This is a genomic window from Streptomyces sp. NPDC005262 (assembly GCF_042872425.1).
Taxonomy (GTDB): domain Bacteria; phylum Actinomycetota; class Actinomycetes; order Streptomycetales; family Streptomycetaceae; genus Streptomyces.
The window spans coordinates 725,923-750,680 of record NZ_JBIAKK010000001.1; the positions used below are offsets into that span (position 1 = coordinate 725,923).

Genomic DNA, 24,758 nt, shown 5'->3' on the forward strand with positions numbered 1-24,758 from the left:
TCCTTACTTGGTGGTGTTGTTGGTGGGGGTGGACTGGTGGTTTGTGAGAGTGGGGCCGAGCAACCAGGCCGCGATTTCGCGGATGGCTCCGAAGCCGCCGGGGGTGGTCGTGACGGCGCGCGCGGCGGCGCGTACCGAGTCGTGGGCGCTGGCGACGGCGACGGGCCAGCCGGCGAGGGCGAAGCAGGGCAGGTCATTGACGTCGTTGCCGACGTAGAGCACCCGCTCGGGCGCGATGCCCTGCTCGTCGCACCACTGCTTGAGCGCGAGGTCCTTGCGGTCGATGCCGTGCAGGACGGGGATCCTGAGCTTGTTGGCGCGGGCGGCGACGACCGGGTTCTGCTCGGTGGACAGGATGAGGAGGTCGAGCCCGGCCTTGCGCAGGGCCGCGATGCCCAGGCCGTCGCCTCGGTGGACGGCGACGATCTCGCGTCCGTCGGCGTCGATGAGGACACGGTCGTCGGTCTGGGTGCCGTCGAAGTCGAGGACGACCGCGTCGATGTCGTCGCGGGTCGGCAGCGGCGACGGGTCGAGGAGCGGCGCGAGGGCGCGGGCGCGGGCCAGGTCGTGCGGGTCGTCGATCTCCAGGACCCGGGCGGGGTCGGTACGGACCAGCGCGGTGTCGCCGAAGAAGCGGTGGCGGTGGGTACGGAACCCGGCGACGTTCATCGCGTACGCCGCGCCGGTCTCCAGCAGGTCCTCGGGGCGGTCCTGCCGCATCTGCCGGACGCCCTTGTCGTGGTTGACACCGTAGGCGTGGTCCTCGACGGCGGTGCCGTCGCGCCATATGAAGCCGTGGAAGGGGGCGACGGTGACGGCCGTGTCGGCGCCTTCGCGGGCGACCGCCGCGGCCACGCCGTCGACGTCCTCGCGGGTGAGGAACGGGCTGGTGCACTGGACCAGCAGCACCACGTCGACGGTGCGGTCGCGCATCGCCTCGTACGCGTCGAGGGCGTGCAGCACGGCGTCCTCGCTGCTCGACCTGTCGCCCGCGATGGCCGCGGGACGCTGCACGCAGTGCAGCCGTTCGGAAGCACCCAGCGCGTCACCCGCGGCCCGTGCGGCAGCGGCGATGGCCGCGTCGTCGGTCGTCACGACCACGTCGGTGACCTCAGTCGATCCGAGACAGGCCTGCACCGCGCGGGCGACCAGCGGTATGCCGCCGACCTGGGCGATGTTCTTGGCAGGGACGCCCTTGGATCCGCCGCGGGCGGGGATCACGGCGAGCACGGTCGGGGTCGGGGTCATCTCTGCTCCTGAAGTGGTGTTCACAGTTCGCCCATCCGCCGGATCACGGGGGCGACCCGCTGGACTCCCTGCCGGTACGCCCCCCGCGCCGCCTCCCGGACGGCGTCGCGGACCGCGCCCCGCACCCCGCCGGTCTCGCGCGGCGCCGCTGCGCCCGGCAACGGGTGACCGTCCGGGGCCAGGTGGTGGCGGGCGAGGATGCCGGGGAGGTAGCCGGGGGCGGTGGCGGGTGTGTAGTACGGAGTCAGGTCGGGAAGGCGGTGCTCGGCCAGCAGCGCGTCGACGCGGGCACGAGCGGTGTCGTACGCCGTGTCGTACGTGCCGTCGGCGGCGACACCCTGGCCGGCCAGCCACTTCTCGTCGGGCTCCGGGTGGGAGCCGCCGTCGAGCCGGTCCCACGAGGTGAGCAGGCCCGAGCCGATGAAGTGGTGGTTGCCGAGGGTCTCGCGGACACCGAGGTCGGTGAGGACCGCGGTCGGGATGCGCCGGTGCAGGGACTCCAGCGCGGCGGTCGAGGAGACCGTGACCAGCAGGTCGGTGCGGTCGAGGACCTCGCCCATGTGCCCGTACACCAGGCTGAAGTTCGGCGGCAGCCCGCCGGGAAGCTTCTCCGCGAGCCGCTGGTACGGAAGTTCTTCGATGTGTGTGGTGTGCTCACCCGGCTTGGAGCGCAGCTTCAGCAGCACCTCGCGGTCGGGGTGCAGCCTGGCGTGCTCGACGAGCCGGCGCAGCAGGTACGTCCGGTCGGCCCGGGAGGCCGGTACGGAGGGCTGGGCTGCGAACACGACCGTGTCGCGGCCCTCCTGCCGCCGGTGCGGCGCGCCGCCGAGGAACGGCAGTGCGGCCTCCGTGACGGCCGAGGCGTCGGCGCCCACTCCCTCGTACACCGCGCGGAAACGCTCCGCGTCGTGCCGGGAGTTGGCGAGGACGACGTCCGCCCCGTGTCGCAGCAGCAGCCCGTCGGCGAGCTTCTCGTAGACGACACCGACATAGCCGGTGACGACGACGGGCCTGGCGGCCAGCCGCAGGGCGGCGAGGCCGTGCAGCATCGCCTGGACGGCGCCGCCGACCAGGGCGAGGACCACCATGTCGTACCCCTCGTTGCGCACGGTGTCCAGGAACTCGACGGCCGTCACCTCGCGCACCCGGCCGGTCTCGATCCCGACGTCGCCGACCTCGGCGAGCTGGCGCGGGGTCGGGGTGGCGCGGCCGCGCAGCAGCAGGCCGCTGATCTCGACCGGCCGGTCCGCTGCCCGGGGCGCGTCCGGGGCCCCGGTGGTCAGGCGGCGCGCGGTGAGCGCGCCCCATTTCCACCGGGTGTCCGAGTCGGCCAGTACGGCTACCCGGAGCGCCGTCGTCTTGCTGGTACGTGGGGGCACGTCCTAGAAGTTAGGAAGGCATTTCGATTGGCGGCCCAACGTGGCGGCAACAGATGGTTAACAGCCCGCCGACTGTTGGCGAATCAGCTCCACAAAAGCCCCGTAATCCACTCGGATTCGGGCCGGTTCACCATTCCGACATTCGTCGTTCACCTGCCGTCCCTCCTGGGGCCAGTGCAAATGACGAGCGCCCCCCTAGCGTGTGAAGGGTGGTTAAGCTCTCCGTAATCGTGCCGTTCTACAACGTGCAGACATACGCTCCCGACACCCTGAGAAGCCTGCGGGCCAACGCCCGCGAGGACTTCGAATTCATCCTCGTCGACGACTGTTCGACCGACGGGACCGCGGACATACTCCGCCGCGCCGAGGACGAGATTCCGGGGGTGGTCGTACGCAGACACAAGCAGAACGGCGGACTGGCCACCGCCCGGAACACCGGTCTGGACGCGGCTCGCGGTGAGTACCTCACCTTCCTCGACGGCGACGACTGGCTCGCACCCGGCTTCTACACCGACCTGCTCGCCCGGACCGAGGCGCTGGGCTGCGACTTCGTCCGTACCGACCATGTCCAGGCCGACGGCAGGACCCGTACGGTCCACCGGGTCCCGCACGGCCGCAGGGGCGAGGTCATGGACCCGCGGGACGCGATCCTGCCCGCCGGGCGCACCACCTCGGTCGACTATCCGTACGCCTGGGCGGGCCTCTACCACCGCCGGCTCCTGGACCGCGGTCTGCTGCACTTCACGGACGGTCTGCGTACCGCCGAGGACCGGCCGTGGATCTGGCGGCTGCACCGCGAGGCGGATTCCTTTGCGGTGCTGGGGCTTCTCGGCATTTTCTACCGGCGTGGCGTCGCCTCGTCACTGACCCAGATCGGCGACGTGCGCCAGCTCGATTTCATCCGCTCATTTGATCAAGTCGTACGGGAAACAGCGACGGACCGCGATGCGCAGGCACTCCTGCCGAAAGCGGTCCGTACCTATTGCGCGATCATTTCGCATCACATGAGTTCGATGGAAAGGTTCGAACCTTCTGTGGCCCGTGCCCTGAAATCGATGAGCGCCGGAGCGCTCAAGCGGATGCCGCAGGACGTGCTGGACGACGCCCTCGACTCGATGGACCTGCAGCGCGCGAGCCTGCTGCGCCGGCTGCGCCGGCGGCCCGTCACCGCCAAGGAGGTGGCGGCCGCATGAGCAGCAGCCGGACCCGTACGACACAGATCTTCTTCGCCTCCACCCTCTACGGCGCGGCCACGCTCACCGCCGCCCTGGACGCGGGCGTCTTCGCGGACGCCGACCGCCGCATCCTGCTCGTCTCCAACAACGCGGCGATCCCGGAGACGACACCCGCCGTCGACGCGATGCCCGGGTTCGACGCGCTGCGCGGCCGGTTCGACGACGTCGTGTCCTGGAACGCGACCATCGCCCCCCACCATCCGAGCGGCTGGGCCCCGCGCCCCGACGACGTACCGCTCTGGGAACGGCATCTGCGCCTCGCCTGGGGCCTCGGCGACGACGACATCGAGCTCGCCATCGAGTCGATCCAGGTCAACCCGGCGATGGCGATCGCCGAGATCTTCACCGGCGTACCGATCGATGTGTACGCGGACGGGCTGATGAGCTACGGCCCGACCAGGAACAAGATCGACCCGCTGATCGGCACCCGGGTGCGGCGACTGCTCCACCTCGACCTCGTGCCGGGGCTGAAGCCGTTGCTGCTCACCGAGTTCGGCGTGACGTCGCAGATCGTGCCGACCGAGGCGTTCCTCAAGGTGCTCGGTGAACTGGGCGACGCCCACGATGTCGCGGCGAACGTGCCGTCCGTGGACGCGCCCGCGCTGCTGCTCGGCCAGTACCTCTCCGCGCTCGGCCTGATCAGCGCGGCGGAGGAGGAGAAGCTGCACCTGCGGATGATGCGGGGCGCGGTCGAGCTCGGCCACACCCGGCTGGTGTTCAAGCCGCATCCGACGGCCCCGGCCCAGTGGTCGCAGGCCATGGAGACGGAGGCGGCCGAACTCGGCGCGGAGCTGACCGTGCTGGACTCGGGGGTGCTGACAGCGCCGGTACTCGCCGAGGTGCTGTACCAGCGGATGCGGCCGGCGCTGGTCGTCGGCTGCTTCTCGACCGCGCTGCTCACGGCGTCCGCGTTCTACGGACTGCCGGTGGCACGGGTCGGTACGGAGACGCTGCTGGAGCGGCTGTCCCCGTTCGAGAACAGCAACCGGGTCCCGGTCACGCTGGTGGACGCGGTGGTACCCGACCTCGGCGACCGGGGCGCGGTCACGGAAGGGGTGGCGGTCGCGCCGGCCGAGTTGAACGAACTGATCACCGCGGTCGGCTTCACGATGCAGCCGAAGATCTATCCGCAGCTGCGGTCGGCCGCGGAGCGGTATCTCTCCGCCCATCTGACGGCCACGACCTGGCGCTATTTCAAGCGCAAGCGGCTGACTTCGCTGGGGCTGCCCGGCGGGGTGCCCGCGCAGTTCGCGTTCCTGCCGCGGAATGCCGCGGTGCGCAGGGTCGCGCGACGGGCGAAGTCGTTGCGGAGGGTCGTGCGACGGTAGGTGGCCGTGCGGCCACCGGAGACGGGGCCGGTCGACCGGGGCCGCTGTCTCCTCGATCGCCGGGCGGGCTTCGGGCCCGCCCGGCGATCGACGGCAAGGCGAAGGGGGCGGGGTGCCCGGTCGGCGCCCCGCCCCCTTCGTCGTGTCGTCAGACGCGCACGCCGCCCTGGATCACTCGGAGGTCCGCGGCGTTCGCCTCGGTGACCTTCCACAGTTCCTGCTGCCGCCCGTGCACGTCGGCCACCGCCGCCGCATGGTCGTCCAGCAGCCCGGCCGCCCGCTCCACGAGCCGCGCCCCGAGGTGCCGGTCATGGACGGAGATACCCCACTCGGGCCGCTCGATGTCGGACAGGAAGTACGCCATCTTCGGGTGCGAGATCAGGCTGATGATCGGCGTCCCGCAGCCGAACGGGATCATGCCCGCGTGCCCGCGCATCCCGATGACCAGCTTGGTCCGGGCGTACGTGGACCGGATCTCGTCGTTCTCGAAGTCGTACATCGGGATCACCGGCAGCGCGATGCCGTGCTCGCGGCGCAGGTCGAACGCGATGCGCTCGTCGTCCAGCGAGTGGGCCGCGCACTGCACCTCGGCGCGCTTGCCGAGCTCCTTCACCGCGGTGGCCATCTCGGCGAGGAAGTGCGCGTAGTCGTGGCCGAAGCGGAGTCCGGACCGGTCGTACGCGGCGTTGATCAGCACCGTGTTCTCGCGCTCCACGGGGTCGGTCCAGCCGTCCACCAGCTGCCGGGTGACCGTGGTCGGGCAGGGCTGGAAGCGGACCTTGTCGTGCAGCGACGTCGGCAGCAGCTCGCGGACCTTCTCGATCGAGCCATGGTTGCGCAGCCCGAAGAACGAGGCGCGCTCCACCAGCTTCCGCAGCGAGGAGAGGAACCGGTCCCGGCCGTGGCCGTACGCCTGGCCGTCGAAGGCGTTGAACCCGACCGCGTACACCATGACGGGTACGTCGATACGCTCCAGCAGTTCGTCGGGGACGTTCCACTGCCAGCCGCTGTTGCCGTTCGGCGCGGTGTCCGGGATGAAGAGTCCGCCGCCGCCGATGACCAGTCCGCGGCGGGCGTTGACCCGTTCCAGTGCGGCCTCGTCGAAGAGCCGGTGGGCGTGGACGGAGTGCCAGCGGGCCGGGCCGGTGTCGCGGCCGAAGGCCAGCCGGACGCTCTCCGGGAGCAGCTTGTCCCCGGCGTTGCCCTGTCGGTCCATGTAGAAGGCGACGTGCGCGAGCTGCTCGGCCGCCGGTCCCTCGACAGGGGCCGCGACGTCCTTGGTGCGCTTGTACATCAGCCGGTTCGCCCGGTGCGTCGGGTCGACGCCGAGCCCTTCGAGGGCGTACTGCGCTGCGGTGGCGTCGTCGCCGTGGATCCAGGCGATCTGGGCGAGGCGGGAGAAGGCGGTCGCGGCCCGGTTGGGGGCGGCGCTTGCCAGCAGGAGCTGGGCGCGGGCCTCCTCGTAGCGCGAGACGCTCATCAGCGCGTGGCCGAGCACCTCGTGCGACCAGGCCTCGTCGACGGGGATCCTGACCCCGCCGAGCAGGTCGGCCGCCTCCTGGTACTCACCGGCACCGATGTGTGCGGCGGCGACCCGGCGGGCGTTCTCGGGGTCGGCGGTGCGCCGGACGTGCGCGGTGCCGTAGTGCACCAGCAGGTCGTGGTGCTTGGCGCCGGGCAGCGCCAGGTACGCGGCGTGGAACTCGGCGTCGGACAGTTCGAATTCGCGCCAGCGGTCCTCGGCCTGGCCGTAGCCGGCCTCGCCGCCCTGCCAGGGCTTGTGCCGACCGGTGAAGTGCAGGATCGCGGTGGTGTCGGGCACCGGCAGGTCGCCGGAGAGCCGCCGCTTGACGAAGTTGTAGCGGGCGTCGAGCTGCACGAAGTCACCGTCGAGCACGGCGTTCAGGATGCCCTGGTCGTGCTTGTCGAGTTCGTACGTGCCCTTGCGGCCGACTTCGTCGATCTTCGCGCAGAAGTCGTCGCTCAGATACTCGCGCTGGATGACCAGCAGACCGCTGTTGAGTTTGTGCTGCCCGTAGAAGAACTGCGGAACCGCGGCAAGCCCGTCGCGCAGCGTCAGCAGTTCGCCCAGATCGCCGAGGACCACCATGTCGGTGTCCAGGGTGATCACGGTGTCGTAGTCGCGCACCCGGAAGACGTCGAGGATGAAGTACGCCTTGCGCACCAGGTAGTTGTCCTGGTCGCCCTTGGCGTACGTGTCGTAGTGCGCGGCGTCGACCCGGCGGAAGTCGATGCGCGGGTGCAGCGCCCGGATCTGTGCGACGGAGGCGGGGCGCAGCCCGTCGTGCAGGACGATGAAGTCCTCGCAGACCGCCGGGTTGGACAGGGCGAGGCTGCGCAGCAGGGCGAGGAAGCCGGGCAGATAGTTCTCGTCCACGAAGCTCGCGAAGGCGACGCGGCGCTTTCCGGTGAGTGTGTTCGCGGGGGCGGGGGCCTGGGGTACGGGCGCGCCGGTCGTGATGGGCGTCGTCGTCATCGCAGTCGGATCCTCATATCGGTGACGCTCTGGGCGCGTTCCATGACCCACGCCTTTTCGCTGGTGTACTCGTGCACGGAGGTGATGGGCATCTTCATCGCGGCGGGCAGCCGGTAGGCGCCGCTCTCGTAGAAGTCGAAGCCGATCAGGTCGAGCTGCGTGCTGACGTCCAGGTAGTCCAGCAGCCACAGCATGTTGAAGCCGCTGGTGGGGATGGCCGGCCAGACATCCGCGCCGACCTTGCCGATGTCGCGGAGCGGCCAGCGCAGCGATTCGTCGCCGAGGTACTTCTGGGCGCCCGGCACCAGCCGGTTACGCAGCGAGTACTTCCAGTCGCCGGAGGTGCCACCGAAGACCAGCCGGGTGTGGACCTTCTGGTCCCAGTTGAACCCGTGCTTGTGGATGGTGGCGTGGATGTCGGTGCGCTTGCCGGTCGCCGACGGGTCGATCTTGTACGAGTTGAAGCGCACGACCAGGTCGTACGCGTCGATCTCGGCGCCCATCGAACCGGTACCGACACGCTGCGAGTTGGCGATCAGGCAGATCGACTTGCCCGCGATGCGGTTACGGAACTCGCCGAGCGTGGTCCATTCGACGCCGCCGAAGGTGGGGTCGCCGATCGGTCCGCGCATCCGGCTCCGGCGCTGCTCGGCGTAGAGCGCGATGAGGTCCGTGAGAGGGGCGACGTCGCCGGTGCCCGCGCTGCCTCGGGGGCTGCCGCCGCTGCCCGCCGCGCCGCTGACCTCCAGCGCGAGGCCGAGGTACTGGGCCAGGGCCTCCTGGATCTCCGGCACCGGCGCGCCGGCCCGGTCCTGGGTCAGAAGTGCGCCGATCAGCCGGGGCCGTGCCTCGTTCCAGGATCCCCGATCGTGCAGCTCCAGTCCCTCGGCCCAGGAATCGGTGACGGAGCCGCCGACGAAGGCCGCGGCCTCGGGGCAGTCACGCTCCAGCCTCCGCAGCAGCTCGCTCTGGCGCTCCGCGCCCACTCGCAGTCCGGCCGTCTTCGCCGCGACCCCGAAGCCGTCCTCGTCGGTGAGGTCCAGGTAGTGCTCGTACGCCTCGACCGCGGCGGTCTCCGCGCCCATCGCCTCCAGGGTCCGGGCCCGCAGCCGCCAGCCCGCCCGGGAGCGCTTGCGCTGGGTGAGCACGGTGTCCGTGATGAGGATCGCGAGCTTCAGCTCGTCCTCGTAACCGCAGTCCAGCGCCTTGTTGCCGACCGCGAGCAGCGGGTCGAGCAGCTTGTCGCCGAGCACCAGAGCGGAGCCCGCACCACCCTTGGCGGTGCGCCGCAGCAGCGGGATCGGGGAGACCGCGGAGGACGTCTGCTCCATGCCGGCGTGGGTGGCCAGCAGATTCCGCAGGGCCTCCGCGAGCGCCGTACGCCGCCGGTCGAGCCCGGCGACCAGCTTCCCGCTGTGCGCGGCGCAGGCGCGCAGGCAGGTCTCCAGTTCCGTCGGCTGGACGGTGGCGAGGTGGGACGTGCCGCCTTCGGGCGGGAGCGAGTCCTCCGCGTCACGCTGCCGTGGCCAACGGGTGCGGGCTTTCGTCATGGCGCTCCAAGCGTCTGGTGCCCGTGGGGGGATGGGGCATATGGAGGGGTGCAGATGTTCGGCAACCGTTTGAGGTTCCGTAGCACGGTAAGAAACCTGAACGGCCGCAAGATGAACTCGCCCTGTCAGCACGGGAAACTGCTCCCCTCTCGTCCGTTTCGGGGCCTCGGAGCGCCCTAACCTGTCCCTTCGCCACTGTGGGAAGGGAAGGCCGTGACCATCACTCCGGAGAATCCGGGCAGGACCCTCGAGCGGGTTCTTGCCGCACCGGCGCCGGTTCCGGCGCCACCGCGCCCGTCGTCACCGCAGCAGCCGGACGGCGCGGACCGCCGGCCGGCGCGATCCAGGCCCCGTCTGCGCGCTCTGGACGGGCTGCGGCTGGTCGCCGCGCTGATGGTCGCCGCGTACCACTACGGCGGCCGGGGCGGCGACATCACCAAGGCGTGGGGGACCTCCGCCGCTTCCCTGTTCCCCACCGCCCACACCTGGTTCGCCTACGGCTGCCTCGGGGTGCAGATCTTCTTCGTCATCAGCGGCTTCGTGATCTGCATGAGCGGCTGGGGGCGGTCGCTGACCTCGTTCTTCGCCTCCCGGGCGGCCAGGCTGCTGCCCGCGTACTGGGCGGCGGTCCTGCTGGTGACACTGGTCTTCGCGCTGCCCGCGGTGGCGTACAACGCGGTCTCTCCCAGCGATGCGCTGGTGAACCTGACCCTGCTGCAGCAGCCACTGGGCGTGGACCGGGTGCTCGGTGTGTGCTGGACGCTGTGGGCGGAGATCCGCTTCTACGCCCTCTTCGCCGTGTGCGTGGTGCTGCCGGGGGCCAGCAGGCGACGGATCGTGCTGTTCTGCGCCGCGTGGACGCTGGCCGCGGCGCTCGGCAAGGCCTCCGGCGAGCCGCTGGCCGATGTGGTCCTGATGCCCGAGTACGCCCCCTTCTTCATCGGCGGCATCGGGCTCTACCTGGTCCACCGCAACCGGCGGGACGCCACGGCCTGGGGCATCGTCGGGGTCAGCTGGCTGCTCGGCCAGCACTTCGCGGTGGACGCGCTGTGGCACCCGGCGGGCCCCCACGACTTCTCGTACCGCTCGTCACTGGTCATCATCGCGATCGTGACCGCCGGCTTCGCCGCGGTCGCCGCGATCGCGCTCGGCGCCCTCGCCCGCTTCGACCGCCCTTGGCTCACAGTCGCGGGAGCGCTGACGTACCCCTTCTATCTCGTCCATGAACATCTGGGGTGGGTGGTGGTGAGCGCGTTGCACCGGCGGCTCGGCATCCCGGCGGCGGTGACGGCGGTGCTCACGGTGGCGCTGATGCTGGCGCTGGCGTGGCTGCTGCACCGGTACGTGGAGCGGTGGTGCACCCCGCTGCTGCGCCGGTCCCTGAGCGGCGGGTCGGGCCGCCCGGCCTGACCACGGATCAGCGCACCCCGTACGGTGCCTCGATCCCTGCGACGATCAGCCGCAGGCCGTCCTCGAACCGTTCCTCGTAGTGGGCCGCGGGCTTCGTCACCCTCTGCCCGCTGCCCGGCACGGCGGACTTCCAGCTGGTGGCGCAGTTCAAGGAGGGCGAGCCGGACACCTCCGTCGAGGGTGTACGCACTCTGGTCGCCGCCCGTACCCATCTCGACGTGGACGACATCACCGAGGTGCGCTCGGCGCATATCTGGCACCGCTCGGCCTCGGCTCCGGGCGCGGTTGGGTTCCCGTGTTCGAGGCCGTGGAAGGGCGAGCGCGGGGGTCCGCCGGGAGATCCCCGGCGAGGAGTACGTACGCGCCCTCATGCTCCCGCAGCGCAAGATCCGCAACGTGGGCGACGGCGCGTGGCACCGGTGAACCGGCCCGCCCGCCTCACACGCTGCTGAGCGAGAGCTTCGCCGCGAAACCGAGGAACAGCACACCGGCAGCCGAAGTCGCGCCCGCCGACAGCCGCTTGCGGCGGCGGAACGCGGCGGACAGCCGGGTGCCGCCGAATATCAGCGTCGACAGGTAGAGGAAGCTGGCGATCTGCAGCAGTGTGCCCAGCAGCAGGAAGGACAGCGCCGGATAGGCGTACCCGGGGTCGACGAACTGCACGAAGAAGGAGATCAGGAACAGGATCGCCTTCGGGTTGAAGAGGCTCACCACCAGCGCCCGCCGGTACGGCCGCTCCACCGTCCCGGCCGCCGTCTTCGCCCCGTCCGGTCCGGCCGCGTCGTCGGTCAGCTCGGCGATCTGCCGGTGCCGCTCGCGCCACATGGACACCGCGGCCCGCAGCATGCCGATCGCCAGCCAGGTCAGATAGCCCGCGCCCGCGTACTTGACGATGGCGAAGAGCACCGGCGTGGTCTGCAGCAGGGAGGCGGCGCCGAGCGCGGACAGTGTCATCAGCACCGTGTCACCGGTCCACACACCGGCCGCCGCCACATACCCGGTCCGCACACCGCGGCGGGCGGCGACGGAGAGCACGTACAGCGAATTCGGCCCCGGCAGCAGAACGATGAGAACAAGGCCGACGAGGTAGGTCGGAAGATCAGTGACACCCAGCATGAGAACGAGTGTCGCACGCGGGTACGACACTCCCCTCGGCCGATGTTCCCGCCCGGTGACCGTGCCGACGGATCAGAACGCGTCCGTCGGCACGTACGTCCCCCACACCTCCCGCAGCGCGTTGCACACCTCGCCGACCGTCGCCCGCGCAGCCAGTGCGTCCTTCATCGGGTAGAGGACGTTGTCCGTCCCCTCGGCCGCCTTCTTCAGCCGGCCCAACGCCTCGTCGACCGCGCCCTGGTCGCGCTCGGCGCGCAGCTTCGCCAGCCGGGCCGCCTGCTGGGCCTCGATCGCCGGGTCTACGCGGAGCGGCTCGTACGGCTCCTCCTCGTCGAGCTGGAAGCGGTTGACGCCGACGACGACGCGCTCCCCGCTGTCCGTCTCCTGGGCGATCCGGTAGGCGCTGCGCTCGATCTCGCTCTTCTGGAAGCCGCGCTCGATCGCGTTGACCGCCCCACCCATGTCCTCGACCTTGAGCATCAGGTCCCTGGCCTCGGCTTCGACGGCATCGGTCATCGATTCGACGACGTACGAACCGGCGAACGGGTCGACGGTGGCCGTGACGTCCGTCTCGTACGCCAGGACCTGCTGGGTGCGCAGGGCCAGCCGCGCGGACTTGTCGGTCGGCAGCGCGATCGCCTCGTCGAACGAGTTGGTGTGCAGCGACTGCGTACCGCCGAGAACCGCGCCGAGCCCCTGGACGGCGACGCGCACCAGGTTGACCTCGGGCTGCTGGGCGGTCAGCTGGACGCCCGCGGTCTGGGTGTGGAAGCGCAGCATCAGCGACTTGGGGTTCTTCGCACCGAACTCCTCCCTCATCACCCGGGCCCAGATCCGGCGGGCGGCACGGAACTTGGCGACCTCTTCGAGGATCGTCGTACGGGCGACGAAGAAGAAGGAGAGACGTGGGGCGAAGTCGTCGACGTCCATGCCGGCCGCGACGGCCGTACGGACGTACTCAATGCCGTCCGCGAGAGTGAACGCGATCTCCTGCGCGGGCGAGGCACCGGCCTCCGCCATGTGGTAGCCGGAGATCGAGATGGTGTTCCACTTCGGGATCTCGGCCTTGCAGTACTTGAAGATGTCGGCGATCAGCCGCAGCGAGGGCTTGGGCGGGAAGATGTACGTGCCGCGGGCGATGTACTCCTTCAGGACATCGTTCTGGATGGTGCCGGTAAGCCGGTCGGCCGGAACACCCTGCTCCTCGCCGACCAGCTGGTACATCAGGAGGAGCAGCGCGGCGGGCGCGTTGATCGTCATCGAGGTGGAGACCTTGTCGAGCGGGATCCCGCCGAACAGGACCCGCATGTCCTCGACCGAGTCGATAGCCACCCCGACCTTGCCGACCTCTCCCGACGCGATCGGCGCGTCGGAGTCATGGCCCATCTGGGTGGGCAGGTCGAAGGCGACGGACAGGCCCATCGTGCCGTTGGCGATCAGCTGCTTGTAGCGGGCGTTCGATTCGGAGGCCGTGCCGAACCCGGCGTACTGACGCATCGTCCACGGCCGGCCGGTGTACATCGACGGGTAGACACCACGGGTGAAGGGGTAGGCGCCCGGCTCGCCCAGTTTGTCGTCGGCGTTCCACCCGTCGAGTGCGTCCGGCCCGTACACCGGCTCGATGGGCAGTCCCGACTCCGACTCGCGCGTCATCTGCTGTGCCTCCCGCTGGAGCTACTTACTGGTAACCAACGACCCTCGCGACGGACTGTAGCGGCGGGCGTGCGACCCATGGAGAGGCACGGGCTGGGACCTTGCTCACAAGGTGCGTCCTACGGCCTTCCCCACCGCACTCACCATCATGCGCGGGCTTTGGCAACCGAGCAGAGCGGGAATTCGTCCCAACAGGTACCGAAGGAGGCAGGGGGCCGACGATGACACACAGAACCGGGCACGGTGCAGGGACGATTGGCCGGACAGCAAGGCGCCCGGGCGGTGCAGCGGTGGCTGCCGTCGCCCTCGTCGCTCTGACGGTCACCACCGCGGGCTGCAAGGCGCAGCCCGCCAACGGGTCCCCGGCGGCCACGTCGTCACCGCCCAGGACCTCCGCACCGGCGAGCGACGACGCCAAGCCCGCCGAGACCGCATCGAAGCCGGCGGCCTCACCGACACCGTCCGCCACGCCGAAGCCCGACCCGCAGGGGAAGACGCTGATGGCGACCGGCTCCCAGGGCAAGCAGGTACGGGAACTGCAGGCCCGGCTCCGTCAGATCGGCCACTTCGACCGCACCCCCACCGGTTACTACGGCACCCTCACCGTCGCCGCCGTGCAGTCCTTCCAGGGCAAGCGCGGACTGTCCCGTACGGGCAGGACGGACACGCTCACCTGGCAGAAGCTGCTCGGCATGACCCGGAAGCCGACGGCCGCCGAGCTGAACCCGCCGGCCTCCCGCCCCGTCGCCGAGCCCGACAAGCGCTGCCTCACCGGCCGGGTGCTCTGCATCAGCAAGAACAGCCGGACCCTGTCCTGGATGATCGACGGCCATGTCGTCTCGACGATGGACGTACGGTTCGGCTCGCAGTACACGCCGACCCGCGAGGGCACCTTCTCCATCTACTGGAAGTCCCGGCACCATGTGTCGACGATCTACCACACGGCCATGCCGTACGCGATGTTCTTCAGCGGCGGCCAAGCCGTGCACTACTCGGCGGACTTCGCGGCCCGAGGCTACAGCGGCGCCTCCCACGGGTGTGTGAACGTCCGTGACGAGGGGAAGATCGCCGCACTCTTCGACCAGGTCCGCACCGGCGACAAGGTCGTCATCTACTGGTGAGGACGAAGAGGGGAAGGGGGCGCGGGCGGGACCGGGGGAACGTGTCCCGCCCGCGCCAGGTGCGCTGAGCCGAAGGTACGGGGGGAACCCCGGCTCTGTGCGCTGCCGATGACCAGTCGGCTCACTCTGTACTGCGCCGACGGCTCGGAAAATGTCACACCCGGTGGCAGCGGAGCGGCCGGCGCGGCTCAGCGAGTCGACGCAGTGGTGCCCGGGGCGGCCGCGAGCGCGGGGGCCGACGGCGTCGCAGCGGCGGGTTTGAACCAGAGCGACCGGACCGCGTCCGGGCCGTCGTCGCCCGTGTCCTCGCCGGTTCCGCTGCCGTCGCCGCTGCCCTGTTGCGCGTAACCGCCGTCTCCGTCGGGCCGCTCCAGGACGCGCTTGCAGAACCGGCCCAGGTTGCCGGCGCCCCTGGCCATCACTACGAGGCGGCGCCTGCGGTCGGCGTCGAGGTCGCCGTCGCGGTAGTCGCGGCAGGCCCTGACGGTCCGGTCCAGCCATTTGCCGGACGTCCCGTCCCGGCCGCCGCCGGAGGTGCTGTCGCGGGAGGTCCCGTCACCGGAACGGGGGGCGGCGTCGACGTCTTCCCCTTGGCCGTCGCCGTCCGTGCCGCCCCGGCCGTCCGCGTCGTTCGCACCGTCGTCGCCCTTGCGGGTTCCGTCGCCGGAGGCGGACGGGCCGGCGAGGTCCGGGGAGGTGGCCGGGCCCGGGGAAGCCGGCGGCGGGACGGGCGTCTCGTCGGTCGTGGGCCCGGATCCCAGCTCCCCCGGGGAGGCGGGCGCCGATACGGAGGAGGCGGGCAACGGGTCGGCGTGCCCGCCGAACGGACCCGGGAGCACGCCCGTGCCCGCGGCGACGGCGACCCCGCCGAGGGCGAAGCCCGCGAGGGAAGCGGCAAGACCGAAGTGGAGGGACCGTCGCCAGCGCCGCGGACGCACGCCACCGCCTGCGGGGCCGAAGAACGACGAGGAGGACCGGGCAGAGGAGGCGGGTCCGATACGGATCGCTCCGAGCGTCTCGGGCGGTCCGGGATGCACACCTCGTCCTGGCTGCCCCATCTGCTCCGGCCGCCCCGGCTCGCTGCTCTGCGTGGCGTACCCCGCCGCCTGCGCCGCCTGTGTCTCGGACCGTCCCCGCGTACGGGCGGCACGCGGCACTGCACGGAAGGCGGCCAGCGCGGCGGCCTCACCCGGCAGTTCGCCGTCGGCCGGACGGGCTCCACGGGCGGCGGCCAGCGCGGCCATGAGCCGTGCGGCCTCGGTACGCGCGTGACTGCCGACGGGATCGACCGGTTCGCCGCGGAGCAATCTCTCCGCCGCGTCCTTGTCAAGCCATTCGTACTGTTCGTCGGCCATCACATGTTCCTCTGCGTCCACGGACGCGAATGCGTCACACCGGCGGACGCCGTCAGTCCGGTGCGCGAGACGCGCTGCGCGGGTACGGCATCGAGCTCCACCGCCTTTCCTGCCGCGCTCCCGTGCGGGTGGGAAACGCCGCGCCCGTCGCCGTTCGTGCCGGTCTCGCCGCTGTCGGCGTGGAGCAGTTCCGCCAGCCGTTTCAGCCCGCGGTGCGCAGCCGTACGAACCGCCCCCGGCCGCTTGCCGAGCGTCTGCGCCGCACTCTTCGCGTCCAGGCCGACCACCACACGCAGCACCACGGCCTCGGCCTGGTCCTGCGGCAGCTGGGCGATGAGGGACATGGTGCGGCCGGTGGCCAGGGCCTCCATCGCCTCGTCGGCGGTGTCGGACTCGGCCGGTTTCTCGGACAGCTCCGTCTCGTCGCCACCGACCGCGGGGCGCCTGCCACGCATCCGCAGATGATCGAGGGCGCGGTTACGGGCTATGCGCGCCGCCCACCCCCGGAACCGGTCGGCGTCGCCGCTGAACCGGTCGAGGTCCCGCGCTATCTGCAGCCAGGACTCGGACGCCACGTCCTCGGCGTCCGGCTCACCCACCAACGTCCGTATGTAGCCCAGCAGCCGCGGCTGCACTGCGCGGTACACAGTACGGAAGGCGTCTTCGTCCCCGTCCTGTGCCGCGAGCACCGCGGCGGTCAGCTCCGCGTCGTCCCCCAGCACTCCCTCAACCCGCCCTGCTGTCCTGAATCGCAGCTGGTCACCACTGCCGCGCCACCCTGCGCGACTCAGCACGCTACGTCCTTCGCGGGGGTCGCGTCCATGACTTGTACAACCCGCAACCTTTCACGGACACCGAGCGGTGTGACAGAAAACGCAGTCGCGGCGCTGAGATGAGTACGGGGTCGCCATGCGGCCCTGCGGAAGACGACCGGGGCCTCTCCTGTGGGGGGTGGCGGCCCCGGTCGTCCTCGTCAACTTCGCGAGTACGTACGGCACTCCGTCGCCCGAGCGGGATCGATCACGCCGGCCCGCGCCCACGCACCCGCCGCGACGTCGCCGCGCGGAGCACCCGCTGCCCCTCGGTCGAGACGCCGAGCGCCTGGCGCAGCCCCGCCCCCGCGGGGGAAGCCCCCGCGGTCTCCGCCAGCATCTCCAGGATCCGGATCTGCCGGCGCACCTCCCCGGCGACCAGCGGCCCGGCCCCCGTCGGACCGTCCTGGCGGCAGCGCCGCAGCAGATCGTCCCCGGCAGCGGGCATCGCGTCCTGTCCGAGGTGGACCTGCAGGGCCAGGAGCGAGCAGGCGTCCGCCCAGGCCCGCAGCCCCGGATCCGTCCGCTCCGCAGGCGCTTCACTGAGCAGCTTCCGCATCGCCGGCACCGTCCCGTCCGACCCGGACGGCACGTCGTTCAGCGCCGCGCGGGCCTCGGCCAGACGGTCCGCCCATTCGTCGCCGTCGGCGCAGCCCGCCCAGAGGGGACGCAGGGGGTCGGGGTCGGCGCCCTCCGCCGGCTGCGGCAGGCAACGGTCGAGGCAGGCGATCCCGCTCGCGACCAGTGCCCGCTCGTCCGCGGCGGCGATCAGTTCCAGCAGGCTCATCGGCTTCTCCCCCGTCGGCCTGTCCCCGTACGGGTGCACGGGGACGCGGCGCTTGCCGCTGCCGCATACCGCTTACAGCGTCGAATGGCTCGAAATCGTCACTGTTGGAGTCCGAAATCGCACCCTCCAACGGGGGTTCGTCCACCACCGGCCCTCAGCCGGTTCGTCCTCAGCTGAGTGGATACACGCCCAGTGCCGCCCGCTCGCCCTGCATCCGGGTCAGTTTGCGCACGAAGAGGATCGCGAAGACCGCCGCCACGATGCCGAACGCATCGGCAGCCAGCATCCGGCCGGCCGCGTCCATGACCTCCTGCGCCTCCTCCGCCTTCATGTACTGCTGGGAGGCGTACCGGGAGAAGACCGACGAGCAGACCCAGGCCCCCCACCACAGATTGACCGGAGTCGTGGAAACCGAGCGCCAGCTGCCGTCGGTGTGGGTCTGTGCGCTCGCGGTCCAGATGCCACCCGCGATCCGACGCGGCAGCACCAGGTTGGCGACCGGGACGAACCAGGCGCCGACCGCCCATCCGGGCTTCATCTGCTGCATGCTCGCGTCGAACACCTCGGCGTTCAGCCGTACCCGCCGGAACCAGAGGATGAAGACGACGCCGGTGGCCAGCATCACCAGGAGTTGGAGGACCCCTGAGGCCGCGTACAGGTTGTCGGCACGATCCGCCTCGCCGTCGTCGAGCGTCGCGAGGCCGCTGTCCAGCGCATCGCCGAGCAGACTGCGGATGTTCAGCCCCGCGAGCACGGCGAGCAGGTCGGCCGCGGCGGAGACCACGAGCAGGATGACGACGGCCTTCGCGAGCCCGTCGGGTGAGCGCAACTGCTGCTGCGGCGACGCGAAGGGCGGAGCCGCAGGCATCGGCGCCGAGGCCTCGGCCGGCCCGGCGCAGAGGATGCAGAGCCCCTGCGCGGTGACCGGCGGTCTGATACGGCAGGTTGAGCACAGCATGAAGTGGACCCCCCAGAATTCTGATCTTTCCGCAAGAACGCGCGTCTCTCCCCCGGAGCGCACGGCAAGCGGAATGTAGCCCCGGCCCCCCGTGATGTCCATCGGTATCCGGTACGGCCCGCTCAGCCCGTCTTGTCGATCGTCCCGGCGAGTGCCTGGAACTGATTCCAGGTCAGCGCCGGTTTCCGCGGATCCCAGAGTTTCTGGGCCGTGGCCCGCAGTGGCATCCGGATCCCCGCCGCCACCTGGGCCGGGGTCTGCGCCCGCGGCAGGTCGCCCCAGACCGCGAACCGGCCGCCCAGGATCTGACCCGAGTAGCGGGCCGGCACCGGCCGGGTGCCGCGCAGGACGAGCGGCGTCCACTGCTCGTAGATCCGCTTCCCCGTCGGATAGACGAACTGATTGGGCTGGCCGAGCACGTAGTAGAGGAACTCGTCGTTGAGGTTCACCACCCGGCGGCCCTCGTTCAGGTACTCCTCCGGCGGCCGGGCGCCGTACTCCTTGCCCGTCCAGTACTCGACCTCGATGTCCTTGTCGGCCCGGACGATTCCGTCGCGGAAGAAGCCGTCGTTCCAGGCCTTGGGCTGCAGACCGTGCGGGCGCACCACCGCCGCCCGGTCGTTGAGCCATCCGGTGGCGAGGTCCTTGATGCCTGCCGCCGAGCCGTACTTCAGCTGGGCGGCGCGCTGCAGCTGCGGGTACGAGACGGCGGGGTCCTGGACCGTCAGCGCGCGGTATTCGTCGCCGCCGAGATGCCAGTACCTGCCACCGAAGAGCTCCGCGAACTCGCCGATCAGCTGGTCGATGAGTTTTGCCGAGTCGGGACGGGAGATGTCGATCGACCCGGTCGATCGCACGCCCGCCGTGTTGCTCAGCTGGAGTTCGGGGTGGGCACGCAGGACGGCGCCGAGATGGCCCGGGGAGTCGATCTCGGGCACGACATCGATGTGCAGCCGGCCGGCGAGGGCGAGGATCTGGCGGACCTCCGCCTTGGTGAGATGTTCGGGCGACACGATCTCGGGGTGGGTGTCGGACTCGATCCGGAATGCCTGGTCGTCGGAGAAGTGCAGACCCAGCTGGTTGAGCTTGAGGTCGGCCATCTCGCGCAGCCGGTCCTCGATCCAGCCCACGCTGTAGTACTTGCGCGCGATGTCCAGGTTGAGCCCGCGCTGCGGCCGGTCGGGGCGGTCGCGCACCTCCCCCTCGGGCATGGTGCCGTCCGCGCGCAGCGACTGTTTGAGGGTGCGGGTTCCGTAGAAGACACCCGCCTGGTCAGGGCCGGTGATGGTGACCCGTCCGTCGTGGGTCTTCAGGGTGTACGACTCGGGGGCGCCCTTGCCGGAAGTTCCGAGGGCCAGCTCGACATCGCCCGCACGGGCGGGGACGGCGCCCCGGTAACGGATCTTCAGCTCCTCGGCGAGCAGCTGCGCCTCGTCCGCGAGCGCCCCGCTGCCGCCGCCGATCACGACGGAGCTGTCCGGCCCCGGCTTCCAGCCGGGGCCCCGGGCGGCGATGTGTTCGCGTACGGCGGGGATGGTGCGGGGTGCGGTGGAGAGCGGGTAGCTACGGGTCGGCGAAGGGGACGTGTGCGACGGCGTGCTGGCCACGGCCGTCCCACCCTGGCGTCCGGTGTCGGACACGTCCGGCCAGACGACGAAGGTGATCGTCACCGCGGCCGCCGCGGTGAGGGCGGCGCCGGCCACGAGCGCACCGCGTGAGGGCGACATCGGTCAGAAACCTCCGGTATAGGGGTCAATCGGGTAAAAGAATGGAGATAGCCGGGCATTCTCCTCGGGGATTCGTCCATCGGGCATTCCGAAACTCTCACTTCCGGGTGATATTCGCGCATCCGTCGGACGGCCGTTACCCAGCCTCGCTAGCGTTGGATCACATTCATCTCTCCCTCACCCCGCATCCCCTGGTCTCTCCCGTTCCGCCACCCCAGGGCCACAGATGCCGATGATCCGAGGAGCCCACGCTGTCCAGGCCCAGCGAGTCCCACGCCGGCCTCCCCGAACCACCGCCGCAACACGATGTCCGGCCCGCCGTGCCCGTCCAGAACAGCCGTCCGGCCCCGGCCCGCTTCAGCGCCCCGTCCCGCGGCCTGGACCGGTTCAACACCGCATCACTCGCCGCCGCCGAAGCGGCCCTGCTCGGTTGCTTCGGCAGTCACCGCTGGGCACAGCGACTGGCCGCCCACCGCCCGTATCCCGATCTGGGCGCATTGCTCGCCGCAGCCGACGAGGCGGGATACGACCTGGCCCCGGCCGATCTCGCGGAGGCGCTCGCCGCCGAGGACTCCCCTGGATTGCATCACGCCGCGCACCCGTCCGCACATCTCGCGCTGAGCGCCGCGCATGCCGCGTACGAGTGCCGCTTCGGCCATGTCTTCGTGATCTGCCTGGACGCCTTCCTGCCTTCCGAGCACCCGGACCAGGTTCTGGCCGGCATCCGGGCCAGGCTGGGCCACGAGCCGGACGAGGAGCGGGTGGTCACGGCGGACGAGATGCGCAGACTGGCGCGGGGCCGCATCATCGAGCTGATGACGGACAAGGACCCGGCGGACACGCCCTGAAGGCCGGACACTCCTGGGGTCTTTCGTGTGCGTGCCGGACCCTGCGAGCCCAGCATGATCCGAACGAGCGGCCCTAGCCCGTCCGTGCCTGTTTGATTGCCACTTTGATCACACCAGAGGCCCCCGCGCGAACGAACCGACAAACCGTCGCTACGATGGCCGGGGCCGGTGGACCGTACCCGGCCGGGTCAGACCGACAGTCAAGCCGGCCGACCCCAATCCCCGCTCCCGGAGGGTTCTTCCGTGCCGGCTGGAACGCTGTACCGCGGCCGGGAAGGCATGTGGTCCTGGGTGGCTCATCGAGTCACCGGTGTCCTCATTTTCTTCTTCCTGTTCGTACACGTCCTGGACACCGCTCTCGTCCGCGTCTCCCCCGAGGCCTACGACGACGTCGTGGCCACGTACAAGACGCCGATCGTCGCGCTCCTCGAATACGGCCTGGTGGCCGCAATTCTCTTCCACGCGCTGAACGGTCTCCGCATCGTCGCCGTGGACTTCTGGGCCAAGGGCCCGCGCTACCAGAAGCAGATGCTCTGGTCCGCCGTGGGTATCTGGGTCGTGCTGATGGTCGGGGCCCTGTACCCCGTCCTCGGCCACGCCGTACGCGAAGTCTTCGGGAGCTGAGGCCAATGTCCACCGAGTCCTCCGCCGCGATCGGCTCCGTCGAAGGCGTCAGCCTCTACGACGTCGACCATCCGGCCCCGGTCATCGAGCCCCCGCGTAAGCGGACGGGCAAGAGCCCCAAGGCTTCGCGCACCAACTTCGAGATGTACGCCTGGCTCTTCATGCGCCTGTCGGGCATCGTTCTTGTCGTCCTGGTCATCGGCCACCTGCTGATCCAGCTCGTGCTGGACGGTGGCGTCTCCAAGATCGGCTTCGCCTTCGTGGCGGGCCGCTGGGCCTCGCCGTTCTGGCAGGTCTGGGACCTGGCGATGCTGTGGCTGGCCATGCTCCACGGCGCCAACGGCCTCCGTACGGTCATCAACGACTACGCCGAACGGGACAACACCCGCTTCTGGCTGAAGATGCTCCTGTACACCGCCACGGTGTTCACCGTCCTGCTGGGCACGCTGGTGATCTTCACCTTCGACCCGAACATCCGCTAGGCGCCGGGCCAGAGGGACCAGAGGAAATCATGCAGATCCACAAGTACGACACCGTCATCGTCGGCGCCGGCGGCGCCGGCATGCGCGCGGCCATCGAGTCGACGAAGCGCAGCCGTACCGCCGTGCTCACGAAGCTGTACCCGACCCGCTCCCACACGGGCGCCGCGCAGGGCGGCATGGCCGCCGCGCTCGCCAACGTGGAGGAGGACAACTGGGAGTGGCACACCTTCGACACCATCAAGGGTGGCGACTACCTGGTCGACCAGGACGCCGCCGAGATCCTGGCGAAGGAGGCCATCGACTCCGTTCTCGACCTGGAGAAGATGGGCCTGCCGTTCAACCGCACGCCCGAGGGCAAGATCGACCAGCGTCGCTTCGGCGGCCACAGCCGTAACCACGGCGAGGCCCCGGTCCGCCGGTCCTGCTACGCCTCGGACCGCACCGGCCACATGATCCTCCAGACGCTGTACCAGAACTGCGTCAAGGAGGGCGTGGAGTTCTTCAACGAGTTCTACGTCCTTGACCTGCTGCTGCAGGAGGACCCCGAGACCGGGCTGAAGAAGTCCGCGGGCGTCGTCGCGTACGAGCTGGCGACCGGCGAGATCCATATCTTCCAGGCGAAGGCGATCATCTTCGCCTCCGGCGGCACCGGCAAGTTCTTCAAGGTGACGTCGAACGCCCACACCCTGACCGGTGACGGCCAGGCCGCCGCGTACCGCCGCGGTCTGCCGCTGGAGGACATGGAGTTCTTCCAGTTCCACCCGACGGGCATCTGGCGCATGGGCATCCTGCTGACGGAGGGCGCCCGTGGTGAGGGCGGCATCCTCCGCAACAAGGACGGCGAGCGCTTCATGGAGAAGTACGCGCCCGTCATGAAGGACCTCGCGTCCCGTGACGTCGTGTCCCGCTCCATCTACACGGAGATCCGTGAGGGCCGCGGCTGCGGACCCGAGGGCGACCACGTCTACCTCGACCTCACGCACCTGCCGCCGGAGCAGCTGGACGCGAAGCTCCCGGACATCACCGAGTTCGCGCGTACGTACCTCGGCATCGAGCCCTACACGGACCCGATCCCGATCCAGCCGACCGCGCACTACGCCATGGGCGGCATCCCGACCAACGTCCAGGGCGAGGTGCTGGCCGACAACACCACCGTCGTCCCGGGCCTGTACGCCGCCGGCGAGGTCGCGTGCGTCTCCGTGCACGGCGCCAACCGTCTGGGCACCAACTCGCTGCTCGACATCAACGTCTTCGGACGCCGGTCGGGCATCGCCGCCGCCGAGTACTCCGCGAAGAACGACTTCGTCGAGCTTCCCGAGAACCCGGCGCAGCTGGTCGTCGACCAGGTCGAACGACTGCGCAATTCGACGGGCTCCGAGCGGGTCGCGACGCTCCGTCTGGAGCTGCAGGAGTGCATGGACGCCAATGTGATGGTGTTCCGTACCGAGCAGACCATCAAGACGGCCGTCGACAAGATCGCCGAGCTGCGCAGGCGCTACCTGAACGTGTCCATCCAGGACAAGGGCAAGCGGTTCAACACGGACCTCCTGGAGGCCATCGAGCTGGGCAACCTGCTCGACCTGGCCGAGGTCATGGCGACCTCCGCGCTGGCCCGCAAGGAGTCCCGCGGCGGTCACTACCGCGAGGACTACCCGAACCGCGACGACGTCAACTTCATGCGCCACACCATGGCGTACCGCGAGGTCGCCGACGATGGCACCGAGTCGATCCGGCTCGACTACAAGCCGGTCGTCCAGACCCGCTACCAGCCGATGGAGCGTAAGTACTGATGGCAACCCCGACTCTGGACAAGGTGGAGGCGGAGTCCGCCGCCTCCCCGTACATCACGGTCACCTTCCGGATCCGCCGCTTCAACCCCGAGGTCTCCGACGAGGCCCAGTGGCAGGACTTCCAGATCGAGATCGACCCGAAGGAGCGTGTTCTCGACGCCCTTCACAAGATCAAGTGGGACATCGACGGGACGCTGACGTTCCGCCGCTCCTGCGCGCACGGCATCTGCGGCTCCGACGCGATGCGGATCAACGGCAAGAACAGGCTCGCCTGCAAGACGCTGATCAAGGACATCAACCCGGAGAAGCCGATCACGGTCGAGGCCATAAAGGGCCTCACGGTCCTCAAGGACCTCGTGGTCGACATGGACCCGTTCTTCCAGGCCTACCGTGATGTCATGCCGTTCCTCATCACCAAGGGGAACGAGCCGACGCGCGAGCGTCTGCAGTCCGCCGAGGACCGCGAGCGGTTCGACGACACCACCAAGTGCATCCTGTGCGCCGCGTGCACCTCGTCGTGCCCGGTGTTCTGGAACGACGGCCAGTACTTCGGCCCGGCGGCGATCGTCAACGCGCACCGTTTCATCTTCGACTCGCGTGACGAGGGCGGCGAGCAGCGCCTGGAGATCCTCAACGACCGTGATGGTGTGTGGCGTTGCCGCACCACCTTCAACTGCACGGACGCGTGCCCGCGTGGCATCGAGGTCACCAAGGCGATCCAGGAAGTGAAGCGCGCCCTGATCACGCGCCGCTTCTGACCGTTCGGCTGCACCAGTTGCACTGGAGGCCCCGCTTTTCCGCGCCAACGCCGCGGGAAGCGGGGTCTCTTGCTGCGCTC

21 protein-coding genes are annotated in these 24,758 nt (G+C 70.1%); 9 read left to right on the forward strand and 12 right to left on the reverse strand.

Features of this window, described 5'->3' with window-relative positions; all coding sequences use genetic code 11:
* Positions 1-3 precede the first annotated feature (3 nt).
* On the reverse strand, positions 4-1,248 hold the full coding sequence (locus ACFYP5_RS03195) for a cytidylyltransferase domain-containing protein (RefSeq protein ID WP_389029840.1): 1,245 nt from the start codon (positions 1,246-1,248) through the stop codon (positions 4-6).
* 20 nt (positions 1,249-1,268) lie between these two features.
* Positions 1,269-2,627 carry a DUF6716 putative glycosyltransferase gene (locus ACFYP5_RS03200; RefSeq protein WP_389029843.1) on the reverse strand — a complete coding sequence of 453 codons (1,359 nt, stop codon included), beginning with the start codon at positions 2,625-2,627 and terminating at the stop codon, positions 1,269-1,271.
* 209 nt (positions 2,628-2,836) lie between these two features.
* Here ACFYP5_RS03200 and ACFYP5_RS03205 point away from each other — a divergent pair, with 209 nt between their 5' ends.
* Positions 2,837-3,820, forward strand: a complete 984-nt coding sequence (locus ACFYP5_RS03205) for a glycosyltransferase family 2 protein (protein WP_389029846.1) — start codon at positions 2,837-2,839, stop codon at positions 3,818-3,820.
* Positions 3,817-5,190, forward strand: a complete 1,374-nt coding sequence (locus tag ACFYP5_RS03210) for a polysialyltransferase family glycosyltransferase (RefSeq protein WP_389029849.1) — start codon at positions 3,817-3,819, stop codon at positions 5,188-5,190. The genes ACFYP5_RS03205 and ACFYP5_RS03210 overlap by 4 nt, the downstream gene beginning before the upstream one ends.
* A gap of 148 nt (positions 5,191-5,338) precedes the next feature.
* Here ACFYP5_RS03210 and ACFYP5_RS03215 read toward each other — a convergent pair whose 3' ends face one another.
* Together ACFYP5_RS03215 and ACFYP5_RS03220 are read right to left on the reverse strand one after the other, a co-directional pair.
* Positions 5,339-7,687 (reverse strand): glycosyltransferase, encoded by a 2,349-nt coding sequence (locus ACFYP5_RS03215; RefSeq protein WP_389029852.1) that lies wholly within the window; start codon positions 7,685-7,687, stop codon positions 5,339-5,341.
* The gene (locus ACFYP5_RS03220) at positions 7,684-9,237 is read right to left on the reverse strand and encodes a hypothetical protein (protein WP_389029855.1); all 1,554 of its coding nucleotides are present in this window, start codon (positions 9,235-9,237) and stop codon (positions 7,684-7,686) included. The genes ACFYP5_RS03215 and ACFYP5_RS03220 overlap by 4 nt, the downstream gene beginning before the upstream one ends.
* A gap of 213 nt (positions 9,238-9,450) precedes the next feature.
* On the opposite strand from ACFYP5_RS03220, the gene ACFYP5_RS03225 reads away from it, so the two are divergent.
* Positions 9,451-10,647: an acyltransferase family protein gene (locus ACFYP5_RS03225; RefSeq protein ID WP_389029858.1), complete on the forward strand. Its 1,197-nt coding sequence runs from the start codon at positions 9,451-9,453 to the stop codon at positions 10,645-10,647.
* A gap of 7 nt (positions 10,648-10,654) precedes the next feature.
* On the opposite strand, the gene ACFYP5_RS03230 is transcribed toward ACFYP5_RS03225, so the two are convergent.
* The 3 genes from ACFYP5_RS03230 to ACFYP5_RS03240 form a co-directional block, all read right to left on the reverse strand.
* Positions 10,655-10,816 (reverse strand): hypothetical protein, encoded by a 162-nt coding sequence (locus tag ACFYP5_RS03230; RefSeq protein WP_389029860.1) that lies wholly within the window; start codon positions 10,814-10,816, stop codon positions 10,655-10,657.
* 269 nt (positions 10,817-11,085) lie between these two features.
* Entirely contained in the window at positions 11,086-11,763 is a 678-nt protein-coding gene (leuE, locus tag ACFYP5_RS03235) for a leucine efflux protein LeuE (RefSeq protein WP_389029863.1), read from the reverse strand.
* A gap of 72 nt (positions 11,764-11,835) precedes the next feature.
* The gene (locus tag ACFYP5_RS03240) at positions 11,836-13,416 is read right to left on the reverse strand and encodes a methylmalonyl-CoA mutase (protein WP_389029866.1); all 1,581 of its coding nucleotides are present in this window, start codon (positions 13,414-13,416) and stop codon (positions 11,836-11,838) included.
* A gap of 221 nt (positions 13,417-13,637) precedes the next feature.
* Between ACFYP5_RS03240 and ACFYP5_RS03245 the strand changes: the two genes are divergently transcribed.
* Positions 13,638-14,537, forward strand: coding sequence for a L,D-transpeptidase family protein (locus ACFYP5_RS03245; protein WP_389029869.1), 900 nt, complete (start codon positions 13,638-13,640; stop codon positions 14,535-14,537).
* A gap of 188 nt (positions 14,538-14,725) precedes the next feature.
* Here the strand turns inward: ACFYP5_RS03245 and ACFYP5_RS03250 are convergent, their stop codons facing one another.
* From ACFYP5_RS03250 to ACFYP5_RS03270, 5 genes are all read right to left on the reverse strand, one after another.
* Complete coding sequence (locus tag ACFYP5_RS03250) at positions 14,726-15,892, reverse strand: hypothetical protein (RefSeq protein WP_389029870.1); 1,167 nt, start codon at positions 15,890-15,892, stop codon at positions 14,726-14,728.
* Entirely contained in the window at positions 15,892-16,614 is a 723-nt protein-coding gene (locus tag ACFYP5_RS03255; protein ID WP_389030727.1) for an RNA polymerase sigma factor, read from the reverse strand. Before ACFYP5_RS03255 ends, ACFYP5_RS03250 begins: the two co-directional genes overlap by 1 nt.
* A 298-nt stretch (positions 16,615-16,912) precedes the next feature.
* On the reverse strand, positions 16,913-17,491 hold the full coding sequence (locus ACFYP5_RS03260) for a hypothetical protein (protein ID WP_389029873.1): 579 nt from the start codon (positions 17,489-17,491) through the stop codon (positions 16,913-16,915).
* Between the two features lie 169 nt (positions 17,492-17,660).
* A complete protein-coding gene (locus ACFYP5_RS03265; RefSeq protein WP_389029876.1) occupies positions 17,661-18,359 on the reverse strand; it encodes a DUF4328 domain-containing protein in 699 nt (232 codons plus the stop codon).
* A 212-nt stretch (positions 18,360-18,571) separates the two neighbouring features.
* A complete protein-coding gene (locus tag ACFYP5_RS03270) occupies positions 18,572-20,176 on the reverse strand; it encodes a family 20 glycosylhydrolase (protein WP_389029879.1) in 1,605 nt (534 codons plus the stop codon).
* Positions 20,177-20,496: 320 nt separating this feature from the next.
* Here ACFYP5_RS03270 and ACFYP5_RS03275 point away from each other — a divergent pair, with 320 nt between their 5' ends.
* The 5 genes from ACFYP5_RS03275 (at position 20,497) to ACFYP5_RS03295 (ending at position 24,678) form a co-directional block, all read left to right on the forward strand.
* Positions 20,497-21,024 (forward strand): 2-oxo-4-hydroxy-4-carboxy-5-ureidoimidazoline decarboxylase, encoded by a 528-nt coding sequence (locus tag ACFYP5_RS03275; RefSeq protein ID WP_389029882.1) that lies wholly within the window; start codon positions 20,497-20,499, stop codon positions 21,022-21,024.
* Positions 21,025-21,267: 243 nt separating this feature from the next.
* Positions 21,268-21,648 carry a succinate dehydrogenase, cytochrome b556 subunit gene (gene sdhC / locus ACFYP5_RS03280; protein ID WP_078852596.1) on the forward strand — a complete coding sequence of 127 codons (381 nt, stop codon included), beginning with the start codon at positions 21,268-21,270 and terminating at the stop codon, positions 21,646-21,648.
* A 5-nt stretch (positions 21,649-21,653) separates the two neighbouring features.
* The gene (locus tag ACFYP5_RS03285; RefSeq protein ID WP_030914525.1) at positions 21,654-22,130 is read left to right on the forward strand and encodes a succinate dehydrogenase hydrophobic membrane anchor subunit; all 477 of its coding nucleotides are present in this window, start codon (positions 21,654-21,656) and stop codon (positions 22,128-22,130) included.
* A gap of 29 nt (positions 22,131-22,159) precedes the next feature.
* On the forward strand, positions 22,160-23,920 hold the full coding sequence (gene sdhA / locus ACFYP5_RS03290; RefSeq protein WP_389029885.1) for a succinate dehydrogenase flavoprotein subunit: 1,761 nt from the start codon (positions 22,160-22,162) through the stop codon (positions 23,918-23,920).
* Positions 23,920-24,678, forward strand: a complete 759-nt coding sequence (locus ACFYP5_RS03295; protein WP_389029888.1) for a succinate dehydrogenase iron-sulfur subunit — start codon at positions 23,920-23,922, stop codon at positions 24,676-24,678. Before sdhA ends, ACFYP5_RS03295 begins: the two co-directional genes overlap by 1 nt.
* Positions 24,679-24,758 lie beyond the last annotated feature (80 nt).

Excerpts from the sequence above, each read along its gene's own strand:
- ACFYP5_RS03210 (WP_389029849.1), top strand. The coding sequence starts at position 3,817 with ATGAGCAGCAGCCGGACCCGTACGACACAGATCTTCTTCGCCTCCACC.
- ACFYP5_RS03250 (WP_389029870.1), bottom strand. The coding sequence starts at position 15,892 with ATGGCCGACGAACAGTACGAATGGCTTGACAAGGACGCGGCGGAGAGA.
- sdhA (WP_389029885.1), top strand. The coding sequence starts at position 22,160 with ATGCAGATCCACAAGTACGACACCGTCATCGTCGGCGCCGGCGGCGCC.
- ACFYP5_RS03195 (WP_389029840.1), bottom strand. The coding sequence starts at position 1,248 with ATGACCCCGACCCCGACCGTGCTCGCCGTGATCCCCGCCCGCGGCGGA.
- ACFYP5_RS03260 (WP_389029873.1), bottom strand. The coding sequence starts at position 17,491 with ATGAGCCTGCTGGAACTGATCGCCGCCGCGGACGAGCGGGCACTGGTC.
- ACFYP5_RS03270 (WP_389029879.1), bottom strand. The coding sequence starts at position 20,176 with ATGTCGCCCTCACGCGGTGCGCTCGTGGCCGGCGCCGCCCTCACCGCG.
- ACFYP5_RS03245 (WP_389029869.1), top strand. The coding sequence starts at position 13,638 with ATGACACACAGAACCGGGCACGGTGCAGGGACGATTGGCCGGACAGCA.
- ACFYP5_RS03215 (WP_389029852.1), bottom strand. The coding sequence starts at position 7,687 with ATGACGACGACGCCCATCACGACCGGCGCGCCCGTACCCCAGGCCCCC.
- ACFYP5_RS03265 (WP_389029876.1), bottom strand. The coding sequence starts at position 18,359 with ATGCCTGCGGCTCCGCCCTTCGCGTCGCCGCAGCAGCAGTTGCGCTCA.
- ACFYP5_RS03220 (WP_389029855.1), bottom strand. The coding sequence starts at position 9,237 with ATGACGAAAGCCCGCACCCGTTGGCCACGGCAGCGTGACGCGGAGGAC.
- ACFYP5_RS03285 (WP_030914525.1), top strand. The coding sequence starts at position 21,654 with ATGTCCACCGAGTCCTCCGCCGCGATCGGCTCCGTCGAAGGCGTCAGC.
- ACFYP5_RS03240 (WP_389029866.1), bottom strand. The coding sequence starts at position 13,416 with ATGACGCGCGAGTCGGAGTCGGGACTGCCCATCGAGCCGGTGTACGGG.
- ACFYP5_RS03295 (WP_389029888.1), top strand. The coding sequence starts at position 23,920 with ATGGCAACCCCGACTCTGGACAAGGTGGAGGCGGAGTCCGCCGCCTCC.
- leuE (WP_389029863.1), bottom strand. The coding sequence starts at position 11,763 with ATGCTGGGTGTCACTGATCTTCCGACCTACCTCGTCGGCCTTGTTCTC.